Annotated in this window: 19 protein-coding genes; 13 read left to right on the forward strand and 6 right to left on the reverse strand. The window is 43.3% G+C overall.

What is annotated here, in order from left to right; genetic code table 11:
* The first annotated feature begins 57 nt into the window (after positions 1 to 57).
* From J1C86_RS04260 to J1C86_RS04285, 6 genes are all read left to right on the forward strand, one after another.
* Positions 58 to 1,338 (forward strand): O-acetylhomoserine aminocarboxypropyltransferase/cysteine synthase family protein, encoded by a 1,281-nt coding sequence (locus J1C86_RS04260; protein ID WP_002895910.1) that lies wholly within the window; start codon positions 58 to 60, stop codon positions 1,336 to 1,338.
* A 100-nt stretch (positions 1,339 to 1,438) separates the two neighbouring features.
* Positions 1,439 to 2,365, forward strand: coding sequence for a glycosyltransferase family 2 protein (locus J1C86_RS04265; protein WP_002895909.1), 927 nt, complete (start codon positions 1,439 to 1,441; stop codon positions 2,363 to 2,365).
* On the forward strand, positions 2,362 to 3,846 hold the full coding sequence (locus J1C86_RS04270; protein WP_427150821.1) for a glucosyltransferase domain-containing protein: 1,485 nt from the start codon (positions 2,362 to 2,364) through the stop codon (positions 3,844 to 3,846). The genes J1C86_RS04265 and J1C86_RS04270 overlap by 4 nt, the downstream gene beginning before the upstream one ends.
* Positions 3,847 to 4,105: 259 nt before the next feature.
* Complete coding sequence (rfbD, locus tag J1C86_RS04275; RefSeq protein ID WP_125408067.1) at positions 4,106 to 4,960, forward strand: dTDP-4-dehydrorhamnose reductase; 855 nt, start codon at positions 4,106 to 4,108, stop codon at positions 4,958 to 4,960.
* 280 nt (positions 4,961 to 5,240) lie between these two features.
* Positions 5,241 to 5,999 carry a triose-phosphate isomerase gene (gene tpiA / locus J1C86_RS04280; protein ID WP_427150822.1) on the forward strand — a complete coding sequence of 253 codons (759 nt, stop codon included), beginning with the start codon at positions 5,241 to 5,243 and terminating at the stop codon, positions 5,997 to 5,999.
* A gap of 64 nt (positions 6,000 to 6,063) precedes the next feature.
* Positions 6,064 to 10,245, forward strand: a complete 4,182-nt coding sequence (locus J1C86_RS04285; RefSeq protein ID WP_185757511.1) for a GBS Bsp-like repeat-containing protein — start codon at positions 6,064 to 6,066, stop codon at positions 10,243 to 10,245.
* A gap of 34 nt (positions 10,246 to 10,279) precedes the next feature.
* Here J1C86_RS04285 and J1C86_RS04290 read toward each other — a convergent pair whose 3' ends face one another.
* From J1C86_RS04290 to J1C86_RS04305, 4 genes are read right to left on the reverse strand one after another with little or no spacing between them, the layout of a single operon-like run.
* Complete coding sequence (locus J1C86_RS04290) at positions 10,280 to 11,521, reverse strand: aminoacyltransferase (RefSeq protein ID WP_125409194.1); 1,242 nt, start codon at positions 11,519 to 11,521, stop codon at positions 10,280 to 10,282.
* A gap of 14 nt (positions 11,522 to 11,535) precedes the next feature.
* Positions 11,536 to 12,750, reverse strand: a complete 1,215-nt coding sequence (locus J1C86_RS04295) for an aminoacyltransferase (protein WP_185757512.1) — start codon at positions 12,748 to 12,750, stop codon at positions 11,536 to 11,538.
* The gene (yidA, locus tag J1C86_RS04300; RefSeq protein WP_125408077.1) at positions 12,750 to 13,559 is read right to left on the reverse strand and encodes a sugar-phosphatase; all 810 of its coding nucleotides are present in this window, start codon (positions 13,557 to 13,559) and stop codon (positions 12,750 to 12,752) included. Before yidA ends, J1C86_RS04295 begins: the two co-directional genes overlap by 1 nt.
* A gap of 1 nt (position 13,560) precedes the next feature.
* The gene (locus tag J1C86_RS04305; RefSeq protein WP_125408079.1) at positions 13,561 to 14,862 is read right to left on the reverse strand and encodes an HD domain-containing protein; all 1,302 of its coding nucleotides are present in this window, start codon (positions 14,860 to 14,862) and stop codon (positions 13,561 to 13,563) included.
* Between the two features lie 115 nt (positions 14,863 to 14,977).
* On the opposite strand from J1C86_RS04305, the gene J1C86_RS04310 reads away from it, so the two are divergent.
* The 3 genes from J1C86_RS04310 (at position 14,978) to J1C86_RS04320 (ending at position 19,223) form a co-directional block, all read left to right on the forward strand.
* Positions 14,978 to 15,364 (forward strand): DUF1934 domain-containing protein, encoded by a 387-nt coding sequence (locus J1C86_RS04310; RefSeq protein ID WP_032913111.1) that lies wholly within the window; start codon positions 14,978 to 14,980, stop codon positions 15,362 to 15,364.
* 283 nt (positions 15,365 to 15,647) lie between these two features.
* Complete coding sequence (locus tag J1C86_RS04315) at positions 15,648 to 18,344, forward strand: cation-translocating P-type ATPase (RefSeq protein ID WP_185755810.1); 2,697 nt, start codon at positions 15,648 to 15,650, stop codon at positions 18,342 to 18,344.
* A gap of 87 nt (positions 18,345 to 18,431) precedes the next feature.
* Entirely contained in the window at positions 18,432 to 19,223 is a 792-nt protein-coding gene (locus J1C86_RS04320) for a DUF2785 domain-containing protein (RefSeq protein ID WP_125409197.1), read from the forward strand.
* Here J1C86_RS04320 and J1C86_RS04325 read toward each other — a convergent pair.
* A complete protein-coding gene (locus J1C86_RS04325; RefSeq protein ID WP_125409199.1) occupies positions 19,217 to 20,077 on the reverse strand; it encodes a metallophosphoesterase in 861 nt (286 codons plus the stop codon). The genes J1C86_RS04320 and J1C86_RS04325 overlap by 7 nt on opposite strands.
* A gap of 324 nt (positions 20,078 to 20,401) precedes the next feature.
* Here J1C86_RS04325 and prfB point away from each other — a divergent pair.
* From prfB to ftsX, 3 genes are all read left to right on the forward strand, one after another.
* A protein-coding gene (prfB, locus tag J1C86_RS04330; RefSeq protein ID WP_125409201.1) for a peptide chain release factor 2 occupies positions 20,402 to 21,497 on the forward strand; the annotation gives its coding sequence in 2 pieces (ribosomal slippage) (positions 20,402 to 20,473 and positions 20,475 to 21,497; 1,095 coding nt in all).
* A gap of 44 nt (positions 21,498 to 21,541) precedes the next feature.
* Positions 21,542 to 22,234, forward strand: a complete 693-nt coding sequence (gene ftsE, locus J1C86_RS04335; RefSeq protein WP_002895890.1) for a cell division ATP-binding protein FtsE — start codon at positions 21,542 to 21,544, stop codon at positions 22,232 to 22,234.
* A complete protein-coding gene (gene ftsX, locus J1C86_RS04340; protein WP_125377527.1) occupies positions 22,227 to 23,153 on the forward strand; it encodes a permease-like cell division protein FtsX in 927 nt (308 codons plus the stop codon). The genes ftsE and ftsX overlap by 8 nt, the downstream gene beginning before the upstream one ends.
* 68 nt (positions 23,154 to 23,221) lie before the next feature.
* On the opposite strand, the gene J1C86_RS04345 is transcribed toward ftsX, so the two are convergent.
* Complete coding sequence (locus J1C86_RS04345; RefSeq protein ID WP_125377525.1) at positions 23,222 to 23,860, reverse strand: MBL fold metallo-hydrolase; 639 nt, start codon at positions 23,858 to 23,860, stop codon at positions 23,222 to 23,224.
* Positions 23,861 to 23,995: 135 nt separating this feature from the next.
* Here J1C86_RS04345 and J1C86_RS04350 point away from each other — a divergent pair, with 135 nt between their 5' ends.
* Entirely contained in the window at positions 23,996 to 26,440 is a 2,445-nt protein-coding gene (locus J1C86_RS04350) for a bifunctional DnaQ family exonuclease/ATP-dependent helicase (protein WP_125409203.1), read from the forward strand.

Raw genomic sequence — 26,440 nt, forward strand, 5'->3', positions numbered from 1 at the left:
TAGTCAAGCGAGACGTTTAGTGGTAGACTTATCACATAACTATAGTGAGGTGACCTTATGACACGTGAATTTAAATTTGAAACCCTGCAGCTTCATGCCGGACAGACAGTTGACCCGACAACTAAGTCGCGGGCTCTGCCTATTTACCAGACAACTTCCTATGTGTTTGACGATACTCAGGAGGGAGAAGATCTCTTTGCCCTACGCAAACCGGGTAATATCTACACTCGGATTACCAATCCGACCCTGTCTGCTTTTGAGGAGCGCATTGCAGCTTTGGAGGGTGGAGTCGGAGCTCTAGCAACAGCTTCTGGTATGGCAGCTGTTACCTATACCATTTTAGCCTTAGCTCATGCTGGCGATCATGTAGTGGCAGCCTCTACCATCTACGGCGGTACCTTTAATCTGCTCAAGGAAACCTTGCCTCGCTATGGCATTACCACGACTTTTGTGGATATTGAAAATCTGGCTGAAGTAGAAGTGGCCATTCAGGACAATACCAAGCTGGTTTTGATTGAAAGCTTGGGCAATCCGCTGATTAATATTCCAGACTTTGATGCTTTGGCAGAGCTGGTTCATGCTCATAAAATTCCGCTGATTTCCGACAATACCTTTGCCACTCCTTATCTGATCAATGTCTTTTCTCATGGAGTGGACATCGCGGTGCATTCTGCGACCAAGTTTATCGGTGGTCATGGAACCAGCATTGGCGGTGTGATTGTGGACAGCGGTCGTTTCGACTGGGAAGCTTCTGGCAAGTTTCCGCAGTTTGTTGATCCGGACCCGAGCTATCATGATATCAGTTATACACGTGATGTTGGAGCAGCAGCCTTTGTTACTGCTGTCCGGACTCAGCTCTTGCGCGATACGGGCGCAGCCATGTCTCCCTTCAATGCCTTTCTCTTCCTGCAGGGGTTGGAAACTCTCTCTTTGCGTGTAGAGCGCCATGTGTCCAATGCCGAGAAGATTGTAGATTTCCTAGCAGAGCATCCTAAGGTCGAGCAGGTCAATTATCCCAAGCTCGCTGGCAGTCCTTACCATGCTTTGGCAGAAAAATATTTCCCTAAAGGTGTGGGCTCTATTTTCACCTTTAATGTCAAAGGTGGAGAGAAAGAAGCTCGTAAGGTTATTGACAGCTTAGAGATTTTCTCTGACTTGGCCAATGTAGCAGATGCTAAGTCCCTGGTCGTCCATCCAGCTACGACGACTCACGGTCAGATGTCACCAGAAGCTCAGCTGGCAGCAGGCATCACACCAAATCAAATCCGTCTCTCTATCGGCTTGGAGAATGTAGATGACTTGATAGAGGATTTGAGAATCGCCTTGGAATCTATCTAATTTTCAAGGCCTCTAGACTGTGAAAATGAGAATAAAACTAGGTTTTCGCCTAGTTTTTTGTTATAATAGGATGAAATATATAAAATAGTAGGAGATTAAAATGACAATTTCGGTGATTGTTCCGTGTTTCAATGAAGAAGAGTCTATTCCTCTGTTTCATGAAGCTATGGAAGCGGTCAAATACCAAATCCGTGACCAGTTTGAATATATTTTTGTCAATGACGGATCGACAGACCGGACCTTGGCTGTTTTGCGTGAGCTCAGCAGTCGCTGTCCAGACGTGCACTATCTGTCCTTTTCTCGCAATTTCGGAAAAGAAGCAGCCCTCTATGCTGGTTTGCAAGAGGCGAGAGGGGAATTTGTGACGGTCATGGATGTAGATTTGCAGGATCCGCCTGAGCTCCTGATTGAGATGAAGGCCATGCTGGACTCGAATCCTGAGCTGGACTGCGTGGGGACTCGTCGGACTACTCGCGAGGGAGAGCCACCTATCCGGAGCTTTTTTGCCAATCTGTTCTATAAGCTGATTAACAAGATTAGTCAGGTAGAGATGGTAGATGGTGCGCGGGACTTCCGCCTGATGCGCCGCCAGATGGTAGAAGCTATTCTGGAAGTTTCAGAGTACAATCGCTTCTCCAAGGGGATTTTTGCCTGGGTTGGCTTCAATACCGAGTATTTGGAATACAAAAATGTTGAACGAGTGGCTGGTAAGACCTCTTGGAATTTCTGGTCTCTTTTCAACTATTCTTTGGAAGGCATCGTCAATTTCTCTGATGCGCCGCTCAACATCGCCTTTTTAGGAGGTATCCTGTCTTGGATTTTAGCCTTCATCCTGATGGCAGTGATTATTATTCGCACCTTGGTTTTTGGTGACCCGACATCGGGTTGGCCGTCCCTTATGACTGTCATTCTCCTTATTGGCGGCTTCCAGCTGCTGACCATCGGCATACTGGGTAAATACATTGGCAAAATCTTTATGGAAACCAAGCATCGACCGATTTATGTGATTAAGGAGAAGAGTAAATGATTTTCCAGAAACGTTTTTCTGATTTTAAAAACTATCTTCTTTTAAATAAATCGTCTGCCCTAGTTATTTTTATTATTTATTCAGTGGTCAATATTAATATCGGTTTAGCTGAGTATCCCTATATTGATGATATTGGAAGACAATTACAAGGCTATTCAAAATTCTCTGAACATTATTCAAGATATTTAAGTGAGTATTCCGCTCGTTTAATACAAGGTGGGGATCATCTGACAGAACTAGGCTTGACTTCAAATATTCTGTCAGCTTGTTTTTTAACTTTAGCGAGCTTAATTTTATTGTTTGTCTTATATCCCAATAAGAAGATTTCTTTTATAACAGCATCTGTTTCAACTATTATAGGGATTAATCCGTGGTTTTTAGAGCCATTAAGTTTTAGATTTGACAATCCTTTTATGACTTTAAGTATATTAGTTTCCATCATTCCATTTATTTTCTGGGATAATAAAAAAATATTTGGAGTTATGTCAGTTGTTGGTATATTCTTAATGTGCAATTCATACCAAGCTTCTTCAGGAGTGTACATTATTGTAACCATGACGCTAGTATTTTTAGAATTATTGCAAGGAAGTTATTTTAAAGAAAAAATTCCTAAAATTTTCATCTCAATGTTGTCATATGTAATTGGTTTGCTTTTATATCGTATACAAATTTTTATAAAGCCACCGATTTTTGCTGATCAAGCTGATATTCCAAAGGGATTAGAGATGATTAAAATAATTGGGGTGAATGCTACAGGATATTTGAACAATATATTTTTTCAAAGTTCAACTATCTGGGTTTTACTAACGATAATTGCTATATTTCTCTTAACTATTAGTGTGATTCGCCTATCCAGTACTAAATTCCTTTTAAACTTTATTTACATGATGATTTGGCTAAGTTTAGGAAGTGTATTTAGTTATGGAACTTATTTGATTTTATCTAATCCTTATTATCTTATGAGACCAAGATATGAATATGGTTTCGGAATTTTTTTAGCGATTATCTTAATTGTTAGCTTAGAGTGCGTTGAAAAGAGTAAAATTCTACGTAGAGGGAAGTCTGTCGTCTCGGGATTATTAGTTTTTTATTTCTTATCTTTCTCTTTTACTTATGTGAGCAGTTTAAAACAACAAAATGAAATGTTCAAAGCGCAGAGCATATTGCTAGCCTCCTCTCTAAACAAGTACATTACACCCGAAAAAACAGTTATTAATGTGAATCGCTTTCTTTCTGATTCGCCAGTATTTAGCAATACAGCTTCTGTTTATCCAATGTTAAAAAGTTTGATTATGCCAAATACAAATGTTTCTTGGGATATGACATTGAGATTTAATAGCATAACGAACTTAAACGTCGATTTCAAATTAATCGATATTGCTAATATAGATTTTAGTAGTGAAAATTACACATTACTTGAAGAAACAAAGTTATATAATATTTATCTTGAAAATAATGAATTATTTGTTATCATGAAGTAGAAACTTCCTAAGAGAGAAATAAAGAAAAGATTCATTTTAATATGATTATGCATTGTTAAAGTTTATACTGTCAATTTGAAATGATGCTAAGTTTTCTGATTATCACTTGCATAATGTTGCATCATTTATATATGGAGTGTAAAAAGTATGAGATTTTTTTCTAAAAATGACTAGAGGTATGATTCGATCAAGCAGATTTTTTCTGCTTTTTTTGTTATAATAAACTCATTGAATGTTTATGATGTGAAAGGAAAGACAAATGATTTTAATTACAGGTGCGAATGGACAGCTGGGTACAGAGCTTCGCTATCTTTTGGATGAGCGCAATGAGGAGTATGTGGCTGTTGATGTGGCGGAAATGGATATTACCAATGCGCAAATGGTGGACAAGGTCTTTGCGGAAGTCAAGCCAAGCTTGGTTTATCACTGCGCAGCCTATACCGCAGTTGATGCTGCAGAGGACGAAGGAAAAGAGCTGGACTATGCCATCAATGTGACAGGGACCGAAAATGTTGCAAAAGCTGCAGAAGCACATGGAGCATCCTTGGTCTACATCTCAACAGACTATGTCTTTGACGGCCAAAAACCTGTCGGTGAGGAGTGGGAAGTAGATGACCGGCCGGATCCGCAGACGGAGTATGGCCGTACCAAGCGCATGGGTGAGGAGCTGGTTGAGAAATATTCCAGCCGTTTCTATATTATCCGTACTGCTTGGGTCTTTGGTAACTACGGTAAAAACTTTGTCTTTACCATGCAAAATCTTGCTAAGACGCACAAAACTCTGACTGTAGTCAATGACCAGCATGGACGTCCGACATGGACTCGTACGCTGGCTGAATTTATGACTCATTTGGCTGAAAACCAAAAGGAATTTGGTTATTACCATCTGTCTAATGATGCGGCAGAGGACACAACTTGGTATGACTTTGCAGTGGAAATTCTCAAAGATACAGATGTGGAAGTCCAGCCGGTTGATTCCAGCAAATTCCCAGCCAAGGCTAAGCGGCCTTTCAACTCAACTATGAGCCTGACCAAGGCTAAGGCGACAGGCTTTGTCATTCCGACTTGGCAGGATGCCTTAAAAGAGTTTTACAAGCAAGAGAAGAAACAGTGATTTTTTTGAAATTGATAACATCGACAGAACTTAGTCTCAGACTAGGTTCTGTTTTTTTCTTCTAGCAGACTCAAGAAGTGATTTTGAGGCGCGTGCTCTGCTGTAGAAATAGCTGGCTTGAAGATGCGAGGGGAAAATGATAATGAGAAGAATTTTCCACAGATCTTATCCCCTTAAAATAAAGATGTTTCAATTTGATGAAATTCTGTGGATAACCTTTATTATTTCATTCAACTATGTTACAATATTACTATAAATAAAATAGAAGAGGTGTGTGAATATGTCACGTAAACCATTTATTGCTGGTAACTGGAAAATGAACAAAAATCCTGAAGAAGCAAAGGCTTTTGTAGAAGCGGTTGCTGCTAAGCTACCTTCTTCAGATTTAGTAGAAGCTGGTATCGCTGCTCCAGCACTTGATTTGACAACTGTTTTGGCAGCAGCTAAAGGAAGCAATCTTAAGGTTGCAGCGCAAAACTCTTACTTTGAAGATGCAGGTGCCTTCACTGGTGAAAACAGCCCGAAAGTTCTTGCAGAAGTTGGAGTTGACTACATTGTTATCGGTCACTCAGAACGTCGTGATTATTTCCATGAAACAGACCAAGACATCAACAAAAAAGCGCATGCTATCTTCCGCAATGGTCTGGTGCCAATCATCTGCTGTGGTGAATCGCTTGAAACTTACGAAGCTGGTAAAGCTGTAGATTTCGTTGGTGCTCAAGTATCAGCTGCTTTGAAAGACTTGACTGCTGAGCAAGTTGCATCATTGGTTATCGCTTATGAGCCAATCTGGGCTATCGGTACTGGTAAGTCAGCAACTCAAGACGACGCTCAAAAGATGTGTAAAGCAGTTCGTGACGTTGTAGCAGCTGACTTTGGTCAAGAAGTAGCGGACAAGGTTCGCGTTCAGTACGGCGGTTCTGTAAAACCTGAAAATGTTGCGTCTTACATGGCTTGTCCAGATGTTGACGGTGCTCTTGTTGGTGGTGCATCACTTGAAGCTGAAAGCTTCTTGGCATTGCTTGATTTTGTAAAATAAAAAATGTTGAAAAAAGACTTGTCCTCCCAAAGGTGACAAGTTTTTTAAAAGTTGGAGAGAAAAGTTGAAATCGAAAGAATTAGTTTATTTAGCGAGTACGGCTATTTTGTTGGCAGCGACTGCCAATGTTGCAAAAGCCGAGGAACATACTGTCGCTGAGTCAGGAGTTTTAAAAACAGAAAGGTCTGTTAGTTCCGAGAATCAGACAGTGAATGCGGCCGCATCACAAACGTCTAATCAGCTGACTGTAGCAGTATCATCTGCAGAACAGTCAGTTCAAGCTGTTAAGCAAGAGGAGGAAGCAACGAACGCTACAGGAACAGCTATTGAGTCTGGAGGAGCAGCTCAATCAGTTCCTGTAGAAACTCAGGTAGCTTCTGCTAAGCCAGAAGGGCAAAGTCAGCCAGATGCAAATGCTTCTAATCAGAATGAAACTGCAGCTAATCAGTCAGCAAAAGCAAGTTCTTCTGTTGTAGATTCTGCTATTGCCTCAGAGCCCAAGGCTAGTCCTGCAGTAGCATCAGCACCAAAAGCTAATAATGCTGGAAAAACTGTATTTTATAATGCGGGGTCAAAGGCTCAGGCAGCCCGCGGGAATTCCCAAGCGGAGATTAAAGGCACATCCTTTGTAGATGTCAGCAGCCACAATGGCCATATCAGCGTAGACGACTATCGTAAATTAGCCCAGCAAGGGGTTGGCGGTGTCGTTGTCAAACTGACAGAAGGAACCCATTACACTAATCCATTTGCTGAGTCTCAGGTGAGAAATGCGCAGGGAGCTGGTTTACAAGTATCGACCTATGCCTTCTCGCACTATACCAGTGATGAAGAAGCGAGAGCAGAAGCTCGTTATTACGTTGCCTTTGCTAATAGACTAGGCCTGCCTAAAAACACAGTCATGGTCAATGACATGGAAGATCCTAAAATGCAAAATGGGATTAACCAGCATACCCAGGCTTGGGCGGATGAGATGCGCAGACTGGGTTATTCAAACCTGATGTACTATACCAGTGCCAGCTGGCTGGATCAAAATAATCTTCGCAGCAAGGGACCGGTTAATACGTCGCAATTTGGATATAGCAACTTCTGGGTGGCCCAGTATCCGTCCTCTAATTTAAATCTTGATGGAGCTAAATCTCTCAAATACAATAGTGGCGCTGGAGCATGGCAGTTTACAGCCCAGGCTCAGCTGTTAGCTGGTAAGCATGTATTTGATCATAGCGTTGATTACACTGGGAGATTTACCCAGCAGTCCGCTCTTGCTAAGCAGCCTTTGAAGGGTAACATCAGTATTCAGAATAAGAATAATGTCAACGGCAGCTTTGATGTTGTGATTTCGAACGTTTCTGCTCCTTATGGAGTGTCTGTCGTTAGTGTTCCAGTGTGGTCTGAAGCTAATGGTCAAGACGATATTATCTGGTACACAGCCACTCAGCAGGCCAATGGTACTTATAAAGTTTCTGTTGATTCTAGCAGACATAAGGATTCAGTTGGCAAGTACAATGTCCATCTCTACTATGTCCGCAACGACGGTCAATTAGTCGGTGTTGGTGGTACTACAACCAATGTATCTGTCATCAAGCCACAGGGCAAAATCAGCATTCAGAATCTCAACAGCGAAACTGGAGATTTCGATATTGTAGTTTCAGGTATCTCATCCCCAGGTGGTCTTAAGACTGTCTCTCTGCCAACTTGGTCAGAGGCCAACGGTCAGGATGATATCAAGTGGTACAACGCGGAACGTCAGCCGGACGGCACCTATCGTAAGCGAGTACCTATAAGCGACCACAATAATGTGCAGGGCGAGTACAACGTCCATCTCTACTATGTCCAAAATGACGGCCGATTGGTTGGTGTAAGCGGAACTAAAACGACCGTTTCTCTTGGCAAGCCTAAGGGCACTATCAGTATTCAAAATCGAAACAAAGAAACCGGCGATTTTGATATTGTGGTTTCAGGTATTTCATCTCCGGGCGGTCTGAAGGAAGTTTCCCTGCCAACTTGGTCTGAGGCTAACGGCCAAGATGATATCAAGTGGTACAACGCTGAGCGTCAAGCTGATGGCACCTATCGTAAGCGTGTCCGTCTGAGCGATCACAAAAATGTTGAGGGTGAGTACAATGTGCATCTCTACTATGTGCAAAATGATGGCAGCTTGGTAGGTGTAAATGGCACTAAAACGACTATTTCTATAGAAAAACCAAAAGTTCAAGGCAAAATCAGTATTCAGAATCGCAACAGCGAAACTGGCGATTTTGATATTGTGGTTTCAGATATCGTATCGCCAGGCGGTCTCAAGACTGTTTCCCTACCAACTTGGTCAGAGGCCAATGGCCAAGATGATATCAAGTGGTACAATGCTGAGCGTCAGGCTGACGGTACTTATCGGAAACGAGTTCGACTGAGCGATCATAACAATGTCCAAGGCGAATATAATGTGCATCTCTACTATGTGCAAAATGATGGCAAGCTAGTAGGAGCAGGTGGCATCAAGACCAACGTTTCTATCAGCAAGCCGCAGGGCAAAATCAGCATCCAGAATCGCAACAGCGAAACCGGCGATTTTGATATTGTAGTTTCAGGTATCGTATCTCCAGGCGGTCTGAAGGAAGTTTCCCTGCCAACCTGGTCAGAGGCCAACGGTCAAGATGATATCAAGTGGTACAACGCAGAACGTCAGCCGGATGGTACCTATCGTAAGCGAGTCCGTGTGAGTGATCACAAAAATGTTGAGGGCGAGTACAATATTCATCTCTACTATGTGCAAAATGATGGCAAGCTGGTTGGTGCTGGTGGCATCAAGACTAATGTTTCTCTAGGTAAGCCAAAGGGCAACATCAGTATCCAAAATAAGAATAATGTCAACGGCAGTTTTGATGTTGTGATTTCAAACGTTTCTGCCCCTTATGAAGTGTCTGCTGTCAGTGTTCCGGTTTGGTCTGAAGCTAACGGTCAAGACGATATTATCTGGTATACAGCTACTCAGCAGGCTAATGGTACCTATAAAGTTACTGTTGAATCTAGTAAACATAAAGACTCAGTTGGTAAGTATCATATCCATCTTTACTATGTCCGTAACGACGGGCAGTTAGTCGGTGTTGGTGGTACTACAACCAATGTGTCAGCAGTTAAACCACAGGGCAAAATCAGTATCCAAAATCGTAACAGCGAAAATGGCGATTTTGATATTGTGGTTTCAGATATTGTATCGCCAGGCGGTCTCAAGACTGTTTCCCTGCCAACCTGGTCAGAGGCCAACGGTCAGGATGATATCAAGTGGTACAACGCGGAACGTCAGCCGGATGGAACTTATCGGAAACGAGTTCGTGCTAGTGACCATAACAACGTTCAGGGCGAGTATAATGTGCATCTCTACTATGTCCAAAATGATGGTAAGCTGGTAGGAGCAGGTGGCATCAAGACAAATGTTTCTATCAGTAAGCCGCAAGGTAAAATCAGTATTCAAAATAAGAACAACGATACTGGAGAGTTTGACATTGTAGTATCAGGCATTGTGGCACCAGAAGGTCTCAAGACAGTTTACCTGCCGACTTGGTCAGAAGCGAATGGCCAAGATGATGTCCAATGGTACACAGCGGATCGTCAGGCTGATGGTACTTATCGTAAGCATGTATATGCGCGTGACCATAAGAATAATGCAGGCGAGTACAATGTTCACTTGTATTACTTAAATAATCAAAATCAGCTGCAGGGAGCTGGCGGAGAAAAGACCTCTATCTCTGTGAACCGCCCTCAGGCAGCTAGTCAGCGAGACCGTGTTCTTGCGGCGGCAGCTGCTATGGTAGGTGTCAGGGGAGGAAGTGCTGAGCATCAGCGCTTGGTCAACGATTATAACAGTGTCAGACCGCTGCCAGTTGGCTACGCTGTAAAAAACACAGATGACTGGTGCGACATTTTCACGACGGTTATTTTCCAAAGAGAGGGCTTGAGCGATCTTATCGGTCGCGAGTGCGGTGTTGAGCGCCATATTCATATTTTCCAAAGACTAGGTATCTGGAATGAAGATGGTAATTCGACTCCTAGCGCAGGTGATATCATCACCTTTAACTGGGACAAAGATACCCAGCAAAACGATGGTTGGGCTGATCATATCGGTATTGTCGAAAAAGTTGAAAATGGCATCATTCACACGATTGAAGGCAACAGCAATAACGTAGTTAAACGCAATACTTACCGCATCGGTCATGGAAATATCCGTGGTTTTGCGACACCTCGTTATAGATAAACATACAAAAAAACCAAGGGAAAACTTGGTTTTTTTAACGTCTTAGAATTTTCTTTATGAGCTGAAGCAGCTTAAACTTGAGAGGGTTAGGATAATAACGGAAAGTCCCCATTTTTCGGACGATGAAGCCGTTGAAGTTCTGCTTGAAGCGCAGAACACCGTCAGAACCGTCGAAAATTCCCATAATGCCGAGGAAATTATAAAATGGAATGCCTCTCTTGATGCTTTCGGTCATAACGTATTCCTGCAGCAGGGCTGGCGCGTAGAATTTGTTGAACTCAGGATAGGAGCCACTGAAAAGATAGGTTGTTTCCTGAGGAGTATAGATAAAGAGGCTGGCAGCCAGGACTTGGTCTTGGTCTTGGTCGCCGTACTTATCAATCAGTTCTTGTGCTTCTGCTTTACGGGTTTCAAAGCTATCAAACTGGCTGGAAAGCTCTCGCAGCTGATTTTGCTTCTTTTCAGATTGAGGATTGTTTTCCAAGTCCGCCTGCAGTTTCTGGATTTTCTGGCCCAGTTTCTCTTGGTCTTTTTGTAAGTTCTGAAGATAGTCCTTGAAGTTGAGACTGGCTGTCATAAAGTCCGCCTGATGTCCAAAGCTATCATAAAAATCTTGATAGTAGTCTAGTGGCTTGTCATCATATTCCCGCCGGTCAGAAGTAGAAGCTGTGATGTCTTTGAAAACGCTGAGTTGGTCACGTTCTAGCCTTTTTAGCTTGATGCCAAAGGTATTCGCCTTTTTGACGGTCGCCTTTCCATTTTTACTGAAGGATTTGAGTAGGTCTTTCTCCGTCAGACCAGCTAAGTTTTTGACATAATGCCAATCAGGCTCCCCGCCTGGATAGCCTGTCTGTAGGCCGTCAAAGGCAAAGCCTAAGTCAGTCAGTTGCTGGATAAGCTCGCCTTTTTCATCAGAAGTTGGCTGGCCATTGCTGTCAAAGGCCTGATAAGTTTCATAGGGCTTGATGATGAGCTCTAGAGCACCTTCTTTTTTAGCATAGGATTGCAAAGCTTGATAGAAGGGAGTCAAGTATTGAGCATCAGTAGAGACAGGGCCGCAGTTGATTTCCATATGGAGGCCGCCAGTCATCGGCATACTGTAGAGGACAGCAGACACCACTACCTGTCCCTGTGGGTCAGTGTAGCCAACATACTGGGTACTGAAGCCACGCTTGCTCAGCAGCTCTGCCATTTCTACGGTCTGCATGAAAGAGCGTTGGGAGCTAGCTGAGGTATGCTGGATGAATTCTTCTTGGCTGAGAAGTTTAAAGGTCATAGGCTTCCTTTCTGTTAATGCTTGCTGCGCAGTTTCTTTCTGATAGTGTAGGCCAGATTGGAGAGGTGGTAAAGAGGATTGGTTGGCAGGTTGAACTCACCAGCGAATTCCTCAATAGTCGGATTGAACTTGGATTTAAAGCTGTAGAGACCGCCCTTGAGATCGTTTTCGATTCCGCCCATATTTTGCCAATCCGCTCCGCGCTCAAAAGCATGTTTGGCCGTTTCGTACCAAGTGATAATGGCTGGCTGGTAACGGCGGTACTCCTCGTCCATTCCGGCATAGATATTTTCAGAGGTTTTGCCGTATTCCAAGACCAGTGTGCCAGAAAGGGGAACGACAGTAGCACCTTGGCTGATTTTGCCCTGCAGAAAGTCAATCTCTTCTTGGAGGCGTTTCTGTTCTTGCTGGTTATTCTCAATCTTGCCGGGCTTGGTTTTCTCGGTAAATTTCTCTGCTTCCTTAAGTGTCTTGGTCAGCTGAGTATGCAAGTCTTCCAATCGCGCCTTTAGATCAATGCTGGACAAGGTGATGTAGGAGTGTTCAGGATAAGTGTCCAAGAGTTTTTGATAATAGTCTTTGCCACGCAGGTGGATGTTTTTTCTGTTTTCTGTTTTCTTCATCAGGGCTGAAAAGTCATCCAGTAATTCTGCTCCGCCAAATTGGATTTGAATGCCTTTGTTTCGGGATGTACGAATAGCCTGCCGAGTACTCTTAGAAAGCAGATCCTCGCTGAAATCTTCTTTATGGATATTGGCCTGCAAGCGAGGTTGGATGGTTTCATCTAGAGACTCAGTCCGTCCGACCCAGACAGCTCCTGCCTGCTGCAGCTCTTGAATCAGTTCAACTGTCTCTGACTTGTCTTGCATTTCGCCGCCCATTTTGCTTTCTGCCAGAAAGAGGCTTGGGTCAAACTTGACAAAGAGCGCTTTTTTCTCCTTGGCAAATTTCTTGAGCGAGGCCAAAACAAAGGTCAGTAGCTCCTTGTCAGTATAGTCCATGATGGGACCGCGCGGAATATAAAGCATGGTCATCCCCAAGGGCAGTGGTTTGATCAAGACACTGGCTGCAGCAACCAAGTGGTCGTCTTTATAGAAGCCCAAGCGCTCATTGGCCCAGTTATCCTTAATCTGAGCCCAGGCAGAACTCTGCAGAAGATTAGCCTGTGGATGAGCCGTGACAAAATCGTCGTGTTCCCGAGCTGAAATTCCAATTTTGTAACTAAACATTATTTTAAAACCCACTCTCTAATAGCGTGTGCTACGCCGGATTCGTCGTTCGATTTGGTGATATATTTGGCGATTTTCTTGAGTTCTTCCTTACCGTTTTCCATGACAACAGGAGAGCCAACAGCTTCCAGCATGGCGCGGTCGTTTTCTTCATCACCGATAGCCATGGTCTGCTCCTTGCTCAAGCCAAGTTTTTCAGCCAGATGAAGGATAGCAGCCCCTTTATTGACAGTCTTTTTGACAATTTCCAGATAGAAAGGAGCTGATTTAACCAGTGTATATTTTTCGGCTAATTCCGGTGGCAGCTTAGCAATGGCCGCGTCCAAAATTTCCGGCTCATCAATAAACATGCACTTGACGATTTCTTTATTGGCCATTTCCTCAGGTGTACGGTAGAAGATCGGCATGCTGACCAGATTGGACTCGTAAACAGTGTACTTGCCAATGTTGCGATTGGCTGTATAAATGCCGTCCTTGGTGATGGCATGCATGTGAACGCCTAATTTTCGCCCGAGCAGTTCGATATCCAGATAGTCCTCATAAGTCAATGTTTCTTTGATTAATTCTTGACCTGTAACAGTATCCTGCACCAGTCCGCCGTTGAAAGTAACGACATAGTTGTCTGGCTGATTAAGCTCTAGCTCCTCGAGGAGTTTTTTTACGCCTGCAATAGGACGGCCAGTTGCAATGACAATTTTTACACCAGCAGCCTTGGCATCCTGAACAGCGCTGAAGACTTCAGGAGTGATTTCTTTTTGGTTGTTTAAGAGGGTACCGTCAATGTCAACGGCAACTAATTTGATAGACATTTTATTCTCCGTAGGTAAATTGGTCGTTTTTGATATAGTGCATAAAGGTCTGGTTTTTTTCGCTGAAAAGTCCGGTCTCTGCCAGCATTTCCTTGGGGAAGTAGAAGCGATTATCACCCTGTCTGGTCCCGGCTAGCGAATGGACGATAGGAGACAGACTGGACAGTTCTGCTAAGCTGCCATCTTTTTGCAGAATTTCTATCTGAGTCCGGGGTTTTTCAACGTCAGGCCGGTAGAAATCGTAAGGTAAATCAAAATTACGATGGATAGCAGTATAGTAATCAGGGTCAAAACCAACCTGTCCAACTAGGTCTCGCATGATATCCAAATGCGCTTCGTTTTCCTGAGAGAAGACGATGGACTTAAAGACCTTGCGGTTGATAAAACGCTGAGCCAAGTCTGATAAAATCTTGTCCGGACTAGTCATCCAAACTTGGAAATAGGTATTCATAACACCATCATCCAAGGCAAGATAATCCTGCAGGGTCACTCTGTTTTCAAAGAATGGAATGAGATTGGGCGATGACAGCGCAAAATAATCTTTCTGATCCGGATAGAGAAACTTGGCCCGCTTGAGCAGATTTTGCAGTAAGACCTCCATAGCTCGGCTGGCCGGGTGGAAATAAACCTGCATGTACATCTGGTAGCGGCTGACAACGTAATCTTCTACCGCATGCATGCCATTGCGCTTGAAGGCGATGCCGTTTTCTACAGGACAAATCACTCGTAAAATTCTGGTTAAGTCAAATTGTCCATAGGAAGCGCCAGTAAAGAAGGAATCGCGTAAGAGATAATCCATCCGATCCACATCAATCTGGCTGGAAATCAGCTGGACCACCTGCTTATTGGGATAGGTATGGTTGATGACACTAGCCACCTTTTCTGGGAAATCTGGCGAAACCTGCACCAGGACCTGATGAATCTCTGTTTCAGGGCTGGTGATGATTTGCCGCGTAATGTCCTCGTGATTAGTATCAAAAAGGCGCTCGAAAGTGTGTGAATAAGCTCCGTGTCCCAAGTCATGCAGGAGAGCGGCTGTCATGGTCAGTAGGCTTTCATGGCTGTCCCAGTTGGCTTGGTATTTTTCGTTGAAAATCTTGGTGATGCGCCGAGCAATCTCATAAGCTCCCAGACAATGCGAAAAACGGCTGTGCTCCCCGCCGTGGAAAGTATAGCCGGAAGTACCCAGCTGTTTGATGCGGCGCAGCCGTTGAAATTCTTTAGTATTGATTAAATCATAGATAACCTGATGGTCCACATGAACATAATTATGAACTGGGTCCCGAAATACTTTTTCAATCATGTTACCATTATACCACAAATCATAGTAGGAAAAAAATCAAAGCTGCAACTGAAAGAAGAGCAATTTTATCCTTTTTTTGATAAAATAGGGAAAGAAAAAGAGAAACGAGATGAAGATGCAAATCAGAATAAAAAATCACATCCAGCTGGACGGGCATACCGAGCTAATCGATCAGGTCTACGATACGGACTGGACGCAAAAAGGAGACTTTCATTATCTGCTATACAAAAATGAAGAAGGAGAGAAAGTAGTTCTGAAGTTTCACGATAAAGAGCTGGTTATGACGCGTTTTTCTGAGCCTAAGTCCATCATGCGCTTCATCAGTCAAGGGCAGGCGTTGGTTGGTATCCATACACCTGTGGGCTTGCAGCAGTTTGTGACCGATACTTCTTTCTATAAGGTTGATTTTACTCAGCAGGTTCTGCAACTTCATTATCAGCTGAAAACTGTTGACAGAGAGCAGATTTTTGCTAGCTATGAAATGGAGATTAGCTGGGGTTAGCTGCTATTTTACGAGAAAACTCTTGAAAATCATAATGTTTCCCCTTGCAAAAGCTTGAAAATTTGGTATAATAGTTTTTACTCAAGGGAGTAGCTAACGGAATAACCGTTACAAGGTCGTCAATACGAAAGAAATTTCCGGCCTTGTATGAAATAGCGAGACTTGTTAATAAACAGGTCTCTTTTTTGTTTCTGACTTTTGGATATGGCTGGTGCGACTTGAGATGATGAGTCCTAGTGGTCAGAAAATTTCAGAAATAAAAGAGGCCAAGAGGAGGAATACATTGTCAAAAGAACAAAAGCGCCAAGCTTTTTACACCCAGAGTCCTGAGGAAATTTTCAAAACTTTGGACGCTTCAGAGCAAGGTTTGTCCAGTCAAGAAGCAGCCAAGCGTTTAGCTGATTATGGCCGTAATGAACTGGATGAAGGGGAGAAAAAATCTCTCTTAATGAAGTTTTTGGAGCAGTTCAAGGATTTGATGATTATCATCTTGTTGGTAGCGGCTGTCTTGTCTGTTGTCACATCAGGTGGTGAAGATATTGCAGATGCTTTAATCATCTTAGCTGTCGTAATCATTAATGCCATCTTTGGTGTCTATCAGGAAGGCAAGGCTGAAGAAGCGATTGCGGCTCTCAAATCCATGTCCAGCCCAGCTGCGCGTGTCCTGCGCGATGGCCATGTCACAGAAGTAGATTCTAAGGAGTTGGTGCCTGGTGATATCGTTAGACTGGAAGCCGGCGATGTTGTCCCAGCGGATATGCGGCTTTTGGAAGCTAATTCACTGAAAATCGAAGAAGCGGCTCTGACAGGTGAGTCTGTGCCGGTTGAGAAAGATTTGACTGTTGAGGTAGCTGCAGATGCTGGTATTGGCGACCGTGTGAATATGGCCTTCCAAAACTCAAATGTGACCTATGGTCGTGGGGTTGGATTGGTTGTCAATACAGGGATGTATACGGAAGTCGGCCACATCGCAGGTATGTTGCAGGATGCGGATGAAACGGACACACCGCTCAAGCAAAATCTTAATAGTCTGTCTAAGGTTCTGACCTATGCTATCTTGGTGATTGCAGCGGTGACTTTTGTAGTCGGTGTCTTCATTCAAGGTAAAAATCCACTGGATGAGCTGATGACTTCTGTAGCCTTGGCAGTTGCGGCTATCCCTGAAGGTCTACCTGCTATCGTTACCATCGTGCTGGCTTTGGGAACTCAGGTTCTGGCTAAGCGGAATTCGATTGTCCGTAAGCTTCCGGCTGTTGAGACTTTGGGATCAACTGAGATTATCGCTTCAGATAAGACTGGTACCCTGACCATGAATAAGATGACGGTCGAAAAAGTCTTTTATGACGGGGTCCTGAATGAAGCTGGACAAGATATTGAACTTGGCTTGGAGCTGCCTCTCTTACGTTCAGTTGTCTTAGCCAATGATACTAAGATCGACCAGGAAGGGAAGCTGATTGGTGACCCAACGGAAACAGCCTTTATCCAGTATGCTTTGGACAAGGGCTACGATGTGAAGGCCTTTTTAGAGAAATATCCTCGTGTAGCTGAGCTGCCCTTTGATTCAGACCGTAAGCTCATGTCTACTGTCCATCCATTGCCAGATGGGAAATTCCTTGTGGCAGTCAAGGGAGCACCAGATCAACTCTTGAAACGCTGTGTTGCCCGTGATAAGGATGGAGATGTTGCAGCGATTGATGATGCTACTTCACAGCTGATTAAGTCTAACAACTCAGAGATGGCTCACCAAGCTCTGCGCGTGCTGGCTGGTGCCTACAAGATAATTGATGCAGTTCCGACTGACTTGACATCTGAAAATCTGGAAAATGATTTAATCTTTACTGGTTTAATCGGTATGATTGACCCAGAACGTGCAGAAGCAGCAGAAGCTGTTCGCGTAGCCAAGGAAGCTGGTATTCGTCCGATTATGATTACCGGTGACCATCAAGATACAGCTGAAGCTATCGCTAAGCGTTTGGGTATCATCGAAGAAGGAGATACTGAAGACCATGTCCTGACTGGTGCAGAGCTCAATGAGCTTTCTGATGCGGAATTCGAAAAGGTTGTTGGCCAATACTCTGTCTATGCCCGAGTTTCGCCTGAGCATAAGGTTCGGATTGTCAAAGCGTGGCAAAACCAAGGTAAGGTTGTAGCCATGACAGGTGATGGTGTCAATGACGCACCAGCTTTGAAGACAGCCGATATCGGTATCGGTATGGGCATTACAGGTACAGAAGTATCTAAGGGTGCTTCAGATATCATTTTAGCGGATGACAATTTTGCGACAATAATCGTAGCTGTTGAAGAGGGAAGGAAAATATTTTCTAATATTCAAAAGACTATTCAATACCTACTTTCAGCTAATATAGCAGAAGTATTAACGATATTTTTTGCAACGTTATTTGGTTGGGATGTGTTGCAGCCAGTTCACCTACTTTGGATTAACCTAGTAACAGATACCTTCCCAGCTATTGCTCTGGGGGTTGAACCTGCTGAGCCTGGTGCTATGAATCATAAACCTCGTGGTCGTAAGTCAAGTTTCTTCTCAGGTGGAGTCATGAATTCAATTATTTATCAAGGTATTCTACAAGCTATGCTAGTCCTGTCAGTCTATGGCTATGCTATTTCGAATCCAGTTCATCTTGGTAATCAAACTGCTATCCATGCGGACGCTTTGACAATGGCCTTTGCAACGCTTGGCCTTATCCAGCTCTTCCATGCTTACAATGTAAAATCTGTTTATCAATCTATCTTTACAGTTGGTCCATTCAAGTCTAAGACTTTTAACTGGTCTATCCTGGTTTCTTTCATCCTATTGATTTCAACTATTGTAATTGATCCACTGGAAAAGATTTTCCATGTGACCAAGCTGAACTTATCACAATGGACTGTTGTTTTGATTGGTAGCTTTGCCATGATTGTTATTGTTGAAATTGTTAAGTTCATCCAACGTAAATTAGGTATGGACAAGAACGCTATTTAACAGTAAAAAGTCATCTACGGATGGCTTTTTGCGTACAAGGCGGTATAATCAAATTCAAAGAAATCAACCCGAAAGGACGGTGAAAATATGTATCAAAACTTACGAAAGAAGTTGGAAGAAGCTTCTCCTTTATATTATGAGGAAGAAATCTTATGGTTACTGGATCATATTAGTCATCCAGAAGCGAAAATCCGTGATGAGTTAGTCTTTTCGTCCTTAGCAAGGGGACTTCAGGCTGAACTGTTTTCAGCTGAACAGTTTCGTTTCTTGGCTCAAGAAGCAGTCAAAAGACAAGGACTTTTTTACGAGAGTGATAAAAATGGTCAAGCTACCTTAACACGTTCCTTCACGGCTTTACTTTATGCTAATCTCTTAAACTGCGATGGTAATCTAAACTCTTCGTATTATCAGGCTTTATCTATGCAAGGAAGAAAATATTTACTAGATAAGGGGCTAATTTACTTGTCAGTAGAAAGAGACACAAGAGGTTACTCTAGGAAATACGGTTGGGTTCATGCCTTCGCTCATGGAGCAGACTTATTGACAGAAGTGGCTTGTCATCCGGACTTTCCCTCCAGTAGGATGCCAGAGGTTTTAGAGGTCATTCATCAAGTTTTTAAAAGAGTTCCAGTCCGTTTCGGAAATGATGAGGATTGGCGCTTAGCCCAGGTGCTCTATCAAGCTGTCTTAAAGAAAAAACTGTCGCAGCATGAATTTAGATTGTGGCTTCAATCACAGAGTTTTCCATTGGAAAACAACCAAGATTTCATTGCTTTTTCCAATTTTCGCTCCTGCTTATTAGAAGTCTATGTGCAGTTGGACAGCAAAAAGCAGCTCTCAGATGAGCTGAGAACTGCTATTCAACATTTCCATTACTGAACTTCAATCACCGTTAAAGCATCTCGCAGTTCCGCTGCCAGGTGTTTTTTCTTATAGTCTCGAAATTCGACTAAATCTTTAACAGCGTTATAACGCTTGTGCAGGCGGTACATCTGGGGAATTTTATACTGAGGAAAGTCATTAAAAAAGTTTCGAGTCAGTTCCCATTCGCGGATATAGCCCAGAGGACGCATATGGTAGCGGACACCTTCGATAACACGGCTTTGGTGGCGGTGATGAAGATGGCCGAAAACAACCTCTTTCACCCTGTATTTGACAAAGAGCCGATGAAAAGCTTGGCTTCCTAGGAAGGCGTTGAAGCGCTGGAAATAGGGATGGTCGTATAGAAAGTCTTGATGGGGGACAAAATGCAGAGCAACAATAATGGGACCATCTAAAGTCGCCAGCAATTTTTCTAACTCTTGCAGCGTCTGAGCCGTAATACTAGGATCGTCGAGTTGACGCGCCAATCTGCGGTCAAACCAGAAATTGGTCTTTGTTCTCAGATGCTCTTCCTTGCTTTTTTCTGGAGCAAAGCTGTAATCGTACCAGCCAGAAAAGCTGACGAGCTTGGTATGGCTGAACTGTTGAACCTGAAAATCATAGTTTGAAATTTCTCGCTCAGAAAGTCCTAGCATATCGTGATTTCCCAGATTAAAAGAAAGGGGAATCTCTTGCTTCAAAGTTTCAAGAAAGGGCAAACTGATTTTGGCCAGATCGTTGGACAAATCTCCTGCAATGTGTAGGTGGTCAATCCCTTCCTCTTTTAAAAGATGGCGAAGAGTTTGCTGCTCAAAATCTCCAAACTGGTTGGAGTCCAGATGGAGGTCGCTCATAAATCCGATTCTTGTCATGGTTTTAGTCTAGCATATTTTTCAAAACTTGAAAATGCTTAAGCACCTATGGAGAGTCTCCCTTTTATCTGAACACCTCATAAATTATTGTAATTTTGTATTTCGTTTATCCATGAATGAAGTCTAGGAAGGCTTGAAATAATTCTTCCAACCCCATGTCATTATATTACTTTTCTAACAATTAGGTGACAAGGAGTCGCTTGTCTTGCCTAGCTAGGGAAAATCCGATAAAATGTAAGCTGCTGAATGTGAGATTAGGCAAACTGTTTAATTTATGTTATAATTAAACGATATGTGAAAAGAGGTATTTGAAAAGAGGTATTTATGGACATTTCAGAAATTCGTCAAAAGATTGACGCAAATCGTGAAAAATTAGATTCTTTCAGGGGGTCTCTTTGACTTAGAAGGTCTGGAAGAAGAAATTGCCATTTTAGAAAATAAGATGACAGAACCCGACTTTTGGGATGACAACATTGCAGCCCAGAAGACATCTCAAGAGCTGAATGAACTCAAGCAAACCTATGAAAATTTCCATCAGATGACGGAGCTTTTTGATGAATCGGAAATCTTGCTTGATTTTATGGCTGAAGATGAGTCGGTTCAGGGAGAGTTGGAAGAAAAGCTGGCAGAACTCGAGAAAATGATGACCAGCTATGAAATGACCCTACTCCTATCTGAGCCTTACGACAATAACAATGCTATCCTTGAAATCCACCCAGGTTCTGGTGGTACAGAGGCCCAGGATTGGGGAGATATGCTGCTGCGTATGTATACGCGCTTTGGCAATGCCAAGGGCTTCAAAGTTGAGGTCTTGGACTATCAAGCTGGTGATGAAGCGGGAATTAAGTCAGTGACTCTTTCATTTGAAGGGCCGCACGCTTATGGTCTGCTTAAGTCAGAAATGGGAGTCCACCGTTTGGTTCGGATTTCGCCATTTGACTCAGCTAAACGTCGCCATACTTCCTTTACCTCAGTAGAGGTCATGCCAGAGTTGGATGACACCATTGAGGTGGAAATTCGCGATGACGATATTAAGATGGACACTTTCCGCTCGGGAGGAGCCGGCGGGCAGAACGTCAATAAAGTTTCTACTGGTGTGCGGCTGACGCATATTCCTACAGGAATTGTGGTGCAGTCTACCGTTGACCGGACCCAGTATGGAAACCGTGATCGGGCGATGAAGATGCTACAAGCTAAGCTTTATCAGCTAGAGCAAGAGAAACAAGCAGCCGAAGTCGATTCACTCAAGGGAGATAAGAAGGAGATTTCCTGGGGCAGCCAAATCCGCTCCTATGTCTTTACGCCTTATACCATGGTCAAAGACCATCGGACCAGTTACGAAGTAGCACAGGTGGACAAGGTGATGGATGGTGATTTGGATGGTTTCATCGACGCTTATTTGAAATGGCGTTTGAACTAGGAAATGTAAGAGATTAGAATTAGATTGAAAGGAAATTTCAATAGATGTCAATAATTGAAATGAAAGATGTTGTCAAGAAGTATGGCAACGGGACCACTGCCCTGCGTAGTGTGTCTATTAATGTAGAACCTGGGGAGTTTGCCTATATTGTTGGCCCTTCAGGAGCAGGAAAGTCAACCTTTATTCGTTTGCTTTACAGGGAGATAAAGCTGGATAAGGGAAGTCTGAAAGTAGCTGATTTTGACTTAGCCAAGATTAAGAAGCGCGATGTTCCAATGCTGCGCCGTCAGGTCGGGGTCGTCTTCCAAGACTACAAACTTCTTCCTAAAAAGACAGTGTATGAGAATATTGCCTACGCCATGGAAGTTATCGGTGAACGCCGCCGCAATATTAAAAAGCGAGTTATGGAAGTGCTGGACCTAGTTGGTCTTAAGCACAAGGTTCGCTCATTCCCTAATGAGCTTTCCGGTGGTGAGCAGCAGCGGATTGCCATTGCGCGTGCGATTGCCAACAACCCTAAAGTCCTGATTGCGGATGAGCCGACAGGAAACTTGGACCCAGATAATTCTTGGGAGATTATGAACCTGCTGGAGCGGATTAACCTTCAGGGAACAACTGTCCTGATGGCAACCCACAACAGCCAGATTGTAAATACTCTGCGTCACCGCGTTATTGCTATTGAAAATGGCCGTGTGGTACGTGATGAAGCGGAAGGAGAATACGGATACGATGATTAGAAGATTTTTTCGTCATTTGATTGAGTCGCTTAAGAGTCTTACGCGGAATGGTTGGATGACTGTAGCGGCTGTCAGCTCGGTTATGATTACCTTGAGTTTAGTGGCTGTCTTTGCTTCAGTAATTTTAAATACAGCCAAGCTGGCAAATGATATTTCCAATAATGTCCGCGTCATGGTCTATATGCGTAAGGATGTTGCCGACAATAGCGAAACGATTGTAAAAGAAGGCCAAACAGTTCAGAATGAGGACTACCACAAGGTCTATGATGCTCTAACTTCTATGAAAAATGTAGAGAAGGTTACTTTTTCTAGCAAGCAAGAGCAGTATAATAAGCTAACAGAGACCATGGGTAGTGAGTGGGATGTTTTTGATGAAGAAAATAATCCTCTTTACGATGCTTATATTGTTGAGACCAAGGCACCTAAATATGTAGAATCTGTTACAAAAGATGCTCGTAAGATTGATGGTGTTTCAGAGGTTCAAAATGGTGGTACCAATACCAAAAATCTCTTTGCGTTTTCTAATTTCATCCAAACATGGGGATTGATTGGGACAGCGCTTCTGATTTTCATTGCTATCCTTCTCATTTCCAATACTATCCGGATTACCATTATTTCCCGAAGTCGCGAGATTCAAATCATGCGCTTGGTTGGTGCTAAGAATAGCTATATCCGCGGACCATTCCTGTTTGAAGGAGCATGGATTGGCTTGCTAGGAGCAACAGTTCCGTCACTTGTAGTGTATTTGACATATGGTATAGCCTACCAGACTATGAATAAGAGCTTAGTAGGTCAAGGACTTTCTATGATTGATCCAAAACTCTTTAGTCCGATTATGATAGCAGCACTCTTTGTGTTGGGAATTCTTATCGGATCATTGGGATCTATCATCTCTATGAGACGCTTCTTGAAGATTTAACAAATCATAAAAAACAGAGTTTGAAGAATTTCAAACTCTGTTTTTGTTATAGGTAATTGCTTAAATGGCTACTGAGCTAAAAATGGGTTAAAGATTTTTTCATGTGAAATAGTGGTATCATGACCATGACCAGGATAAACAGCATAGTCTTTAGGTAATACCAGAAGTTTCTCGCGAATGGATGTCAGCAATTGCTCCATGTTTCCTGTCGGCAGATCCGTTCGTCCGATGCTTTCTCGAAAGAGGGCATCGCCCGTCAAAACAAGGCAGTCATTAGGAAAGACTAGAGAGACACCTCCGATGGAGTGGCCAGGTGTTGCAAGCACATAGAAGTGAAAGCCTCCAATATCATAGTCTGTTTCGTAGGAGAAAAACTCTTCTGCTGGTCGACAGATAATATCATCCAGATCAGCATGGCGCGCCAGACCAGATAGGTTATCTGTCGGTGTGTAGAGCCAGCTGCTTTCACTCTCAGCCACATAGACAGGTGGGGCAGCATAGTGCTCCCGGACCTTTTCTAAACTCATAATGTGGTCATAATGGGTATGGGTCAAGAGAATAGCAATCACAGGCTTGGTGAGTTCTTCCAGCTTGCGTTCAATCTTTTTCCAGTCACTGCCAGGATCGACGACTAGGAGGCCATGATTGTTCTCTAATATATAGGTGTTTTCAAATGCAACAAGGTTGATAATTTTATGAATCTTCATTTGATTTCCTCGGAAAATGTATTCTGCTATTGAGTGTAACAGAAAAGAGAATTTTTTGCACAGAATTGCTTCATAGACTAGGGCTGAAAATTTTCAGATGTCTCAGAATGGCTTTTATGATATAATCATAGCAGTATGACACAAAATGATTATAAGTATGCCGTTGTGGACTTGGAGGCTACAGGAACGGGCAGTAGTGCAAAGATTATCCAGATTGGCATTGTTCTGATTGAGAATGGAATCATTACCAAGACTTATGAAACAGATGTCAATCCTCATGAGGAACTGGATGAGCATATCAAAGAGCTGACAGGTTTGGATGATGAGCGGCTTGGCCGAGCACCGGAGTTTTCTCAGGTAGCAGCTGAGGTATATGAGTTGATTCAGGATGCGATTTTTGTCGCTCATAATGTCAAGTTTGATGCCAATCTACTAGCGGAGGCCCTTTTCTGGGAAGGGTTTGACTTGCTGACACCGCGTGTGGACACGGTAGAGTTGGCTCAGGTCTTTTACCCGACCTTTGATAAATATTCTTTGGGCAATCTTTGCAATTTGCTGGATATTTCTTTGGAAAACGCCCATACTGCTCTGGCAGATGCTCAAGCAACGGCTCAGCTATTTTTAAAAATACAAGACAAAATCAAGAGCCTGCCCAAGGCCTTGGTTGAGAAAATGTTAACTTTGGCAGATAGCATTATCTATGAATCACGCTTGGCTATCGAGGAAGTTTATCAGACGATGCTAGATCAGCAAGATAAGGAACTGCAATCCTGCCATGGTATTTTCCTGCGACTTCCCCAAAAGCTGACTTCGGAAAAGAAACTGTCACAAGATTTCCTCACCAATCTATACTTGCTGGGCTTAGAAGAGCGGTCTGAACAGCTCAAATTTGCTCGTTTTATGGAGGAAGCTCTGGACCAGCAGGAGCCTAGTTTTTTAGAGGCGCAGACAGGCTTAGGTAAGACCTTTGGCTACTTGCTGCCTATTCTATCTAGAGGTCAAGAAAAAGTACTAGTGACGGTTCCGACTAAGATCCTGCAGGACCAGCTGTTGCAAAAGGAAGGACGATTGTTGGAGGAAGTCTTTGGTATTTCCTTTCACAGTCTCAAGAGTCCGGAGAATTATCTCAAGCTGGACCATTTCTATCAGACACTGGACAGGGAATATGACAACCGTCTGGTTAATCGCTGCAAGCTGCAACTCTTTGTTTGGCTGACAGAAACTAAAACAGGTGATTTGAATGAAATCGGGCAAGCTCATCGCTTCTCAAGCTACTTCAATGAAATCCGTCATGATGGCAAGCTAAGCAAACATTCTCTTTTTTATGAGGAAGATTTTTGGCGGTTGGGACAAGTCAAGTCAGCTACTAGTCGAGTCGTGATTACTAATCATGCTTACCTGCTGACGCGTTTAGAGGATGGCCAGTCTTTGCTGGACAATCGTATTCTGGTAGTTGATGAAGCTCAGAAGATGTTTTTTGCCTTGGAAAGTTTCTCTCAAGCCAGTATAAATCTAACTAAAACGCTGCAGCAGATAAATCATCTCCTTCAGGAAGAAGGGGAACTTCTGCAGCAACGACTTTTGCAAAGCATCCAGTTTGAGCTGGCTGATGCCGCAGAGAAGCATCGCAAGAAAGCATCTGAGCTAAGTCCGGAAAAGATTGCCCGACTGCTTCAGGATGTGTCCGAGTTAAAGACAAGTGCACTTCCTGAGCTACAGCACTTGTTCAGTGGCAAATACCAGTATTATTGGTTGGTTGATGAAGTTTTGGCAGACCATCGCTTGATGACTCTGCATGCTGGCCGTTCAGAATTGCTGCATTTCACAGATTTTTTAACTGAAAGAGCTAAGGTTATCTTGGTTTCGTCCACTCTGGAAATCAGCTCTAAGGTCAATTTGGCGCAGTTGCTAGGCTTTGAAAGTTATCACTTTTACAAGCTGAAAAGCAAGAAGAAGCCACTGCAGAAGCTCTTTTTAGATGAGAGTTTTCCAGCAGTAGTGGATTTGTCAACTAATGATTTTGCTCGAGAGATTGTTGCTTGCCTGCAGGAAGTGGCAGAACTTGGTCTGCCTATCGTCGTCCTCTTCACTTCTAAAGACTTGCTTTTGGCTGTTTCGGACTTGCTGGCTCTGCCGCATTTGGCCCAATATAAAAATGGCGATGCCGGCAATATCAAGCGGCGTTTTGATAGAGGAGAGGCAGGAATTCTTTTAGGATCTGGCAGCTTCTGGGAGGGGGCGGATTTTGCTGAGCAAGATCAGATTATTCAGCTGATCACTCGGATTCCATTTGACAATCCAAAGGATTTCTTCGTGCAGAAGATCAACAGCCGCCTGAAAGCGGAAGGTAAGAATGCCTTTTATGATTATCAACTGCCTCTTGCCATCTTACGGCTTAAGCAGGCTATTGGCCGGACCCGACGCAATGAGCATCAGAAATCAGCTGTCATTCTTTTGGACAATCGCATTTCTAGCAAACGCTATGGCAAGCAGATTCAGCATCATCTATCACAATTGGCTTCTTTGGATATTCTGCTGGAGGAAGCCATTATGCAGGAATTACAAGACTTTTTTGACTGA

Source organism: Streptococcus sanguinis, from assembly GCF_050220005.1.
GTDB lineage: Bacteria > Bacillota > Bacilli > Lactobacillales > Streptococcaceae > Streptococcus > Streptococcus sanguinis_Z.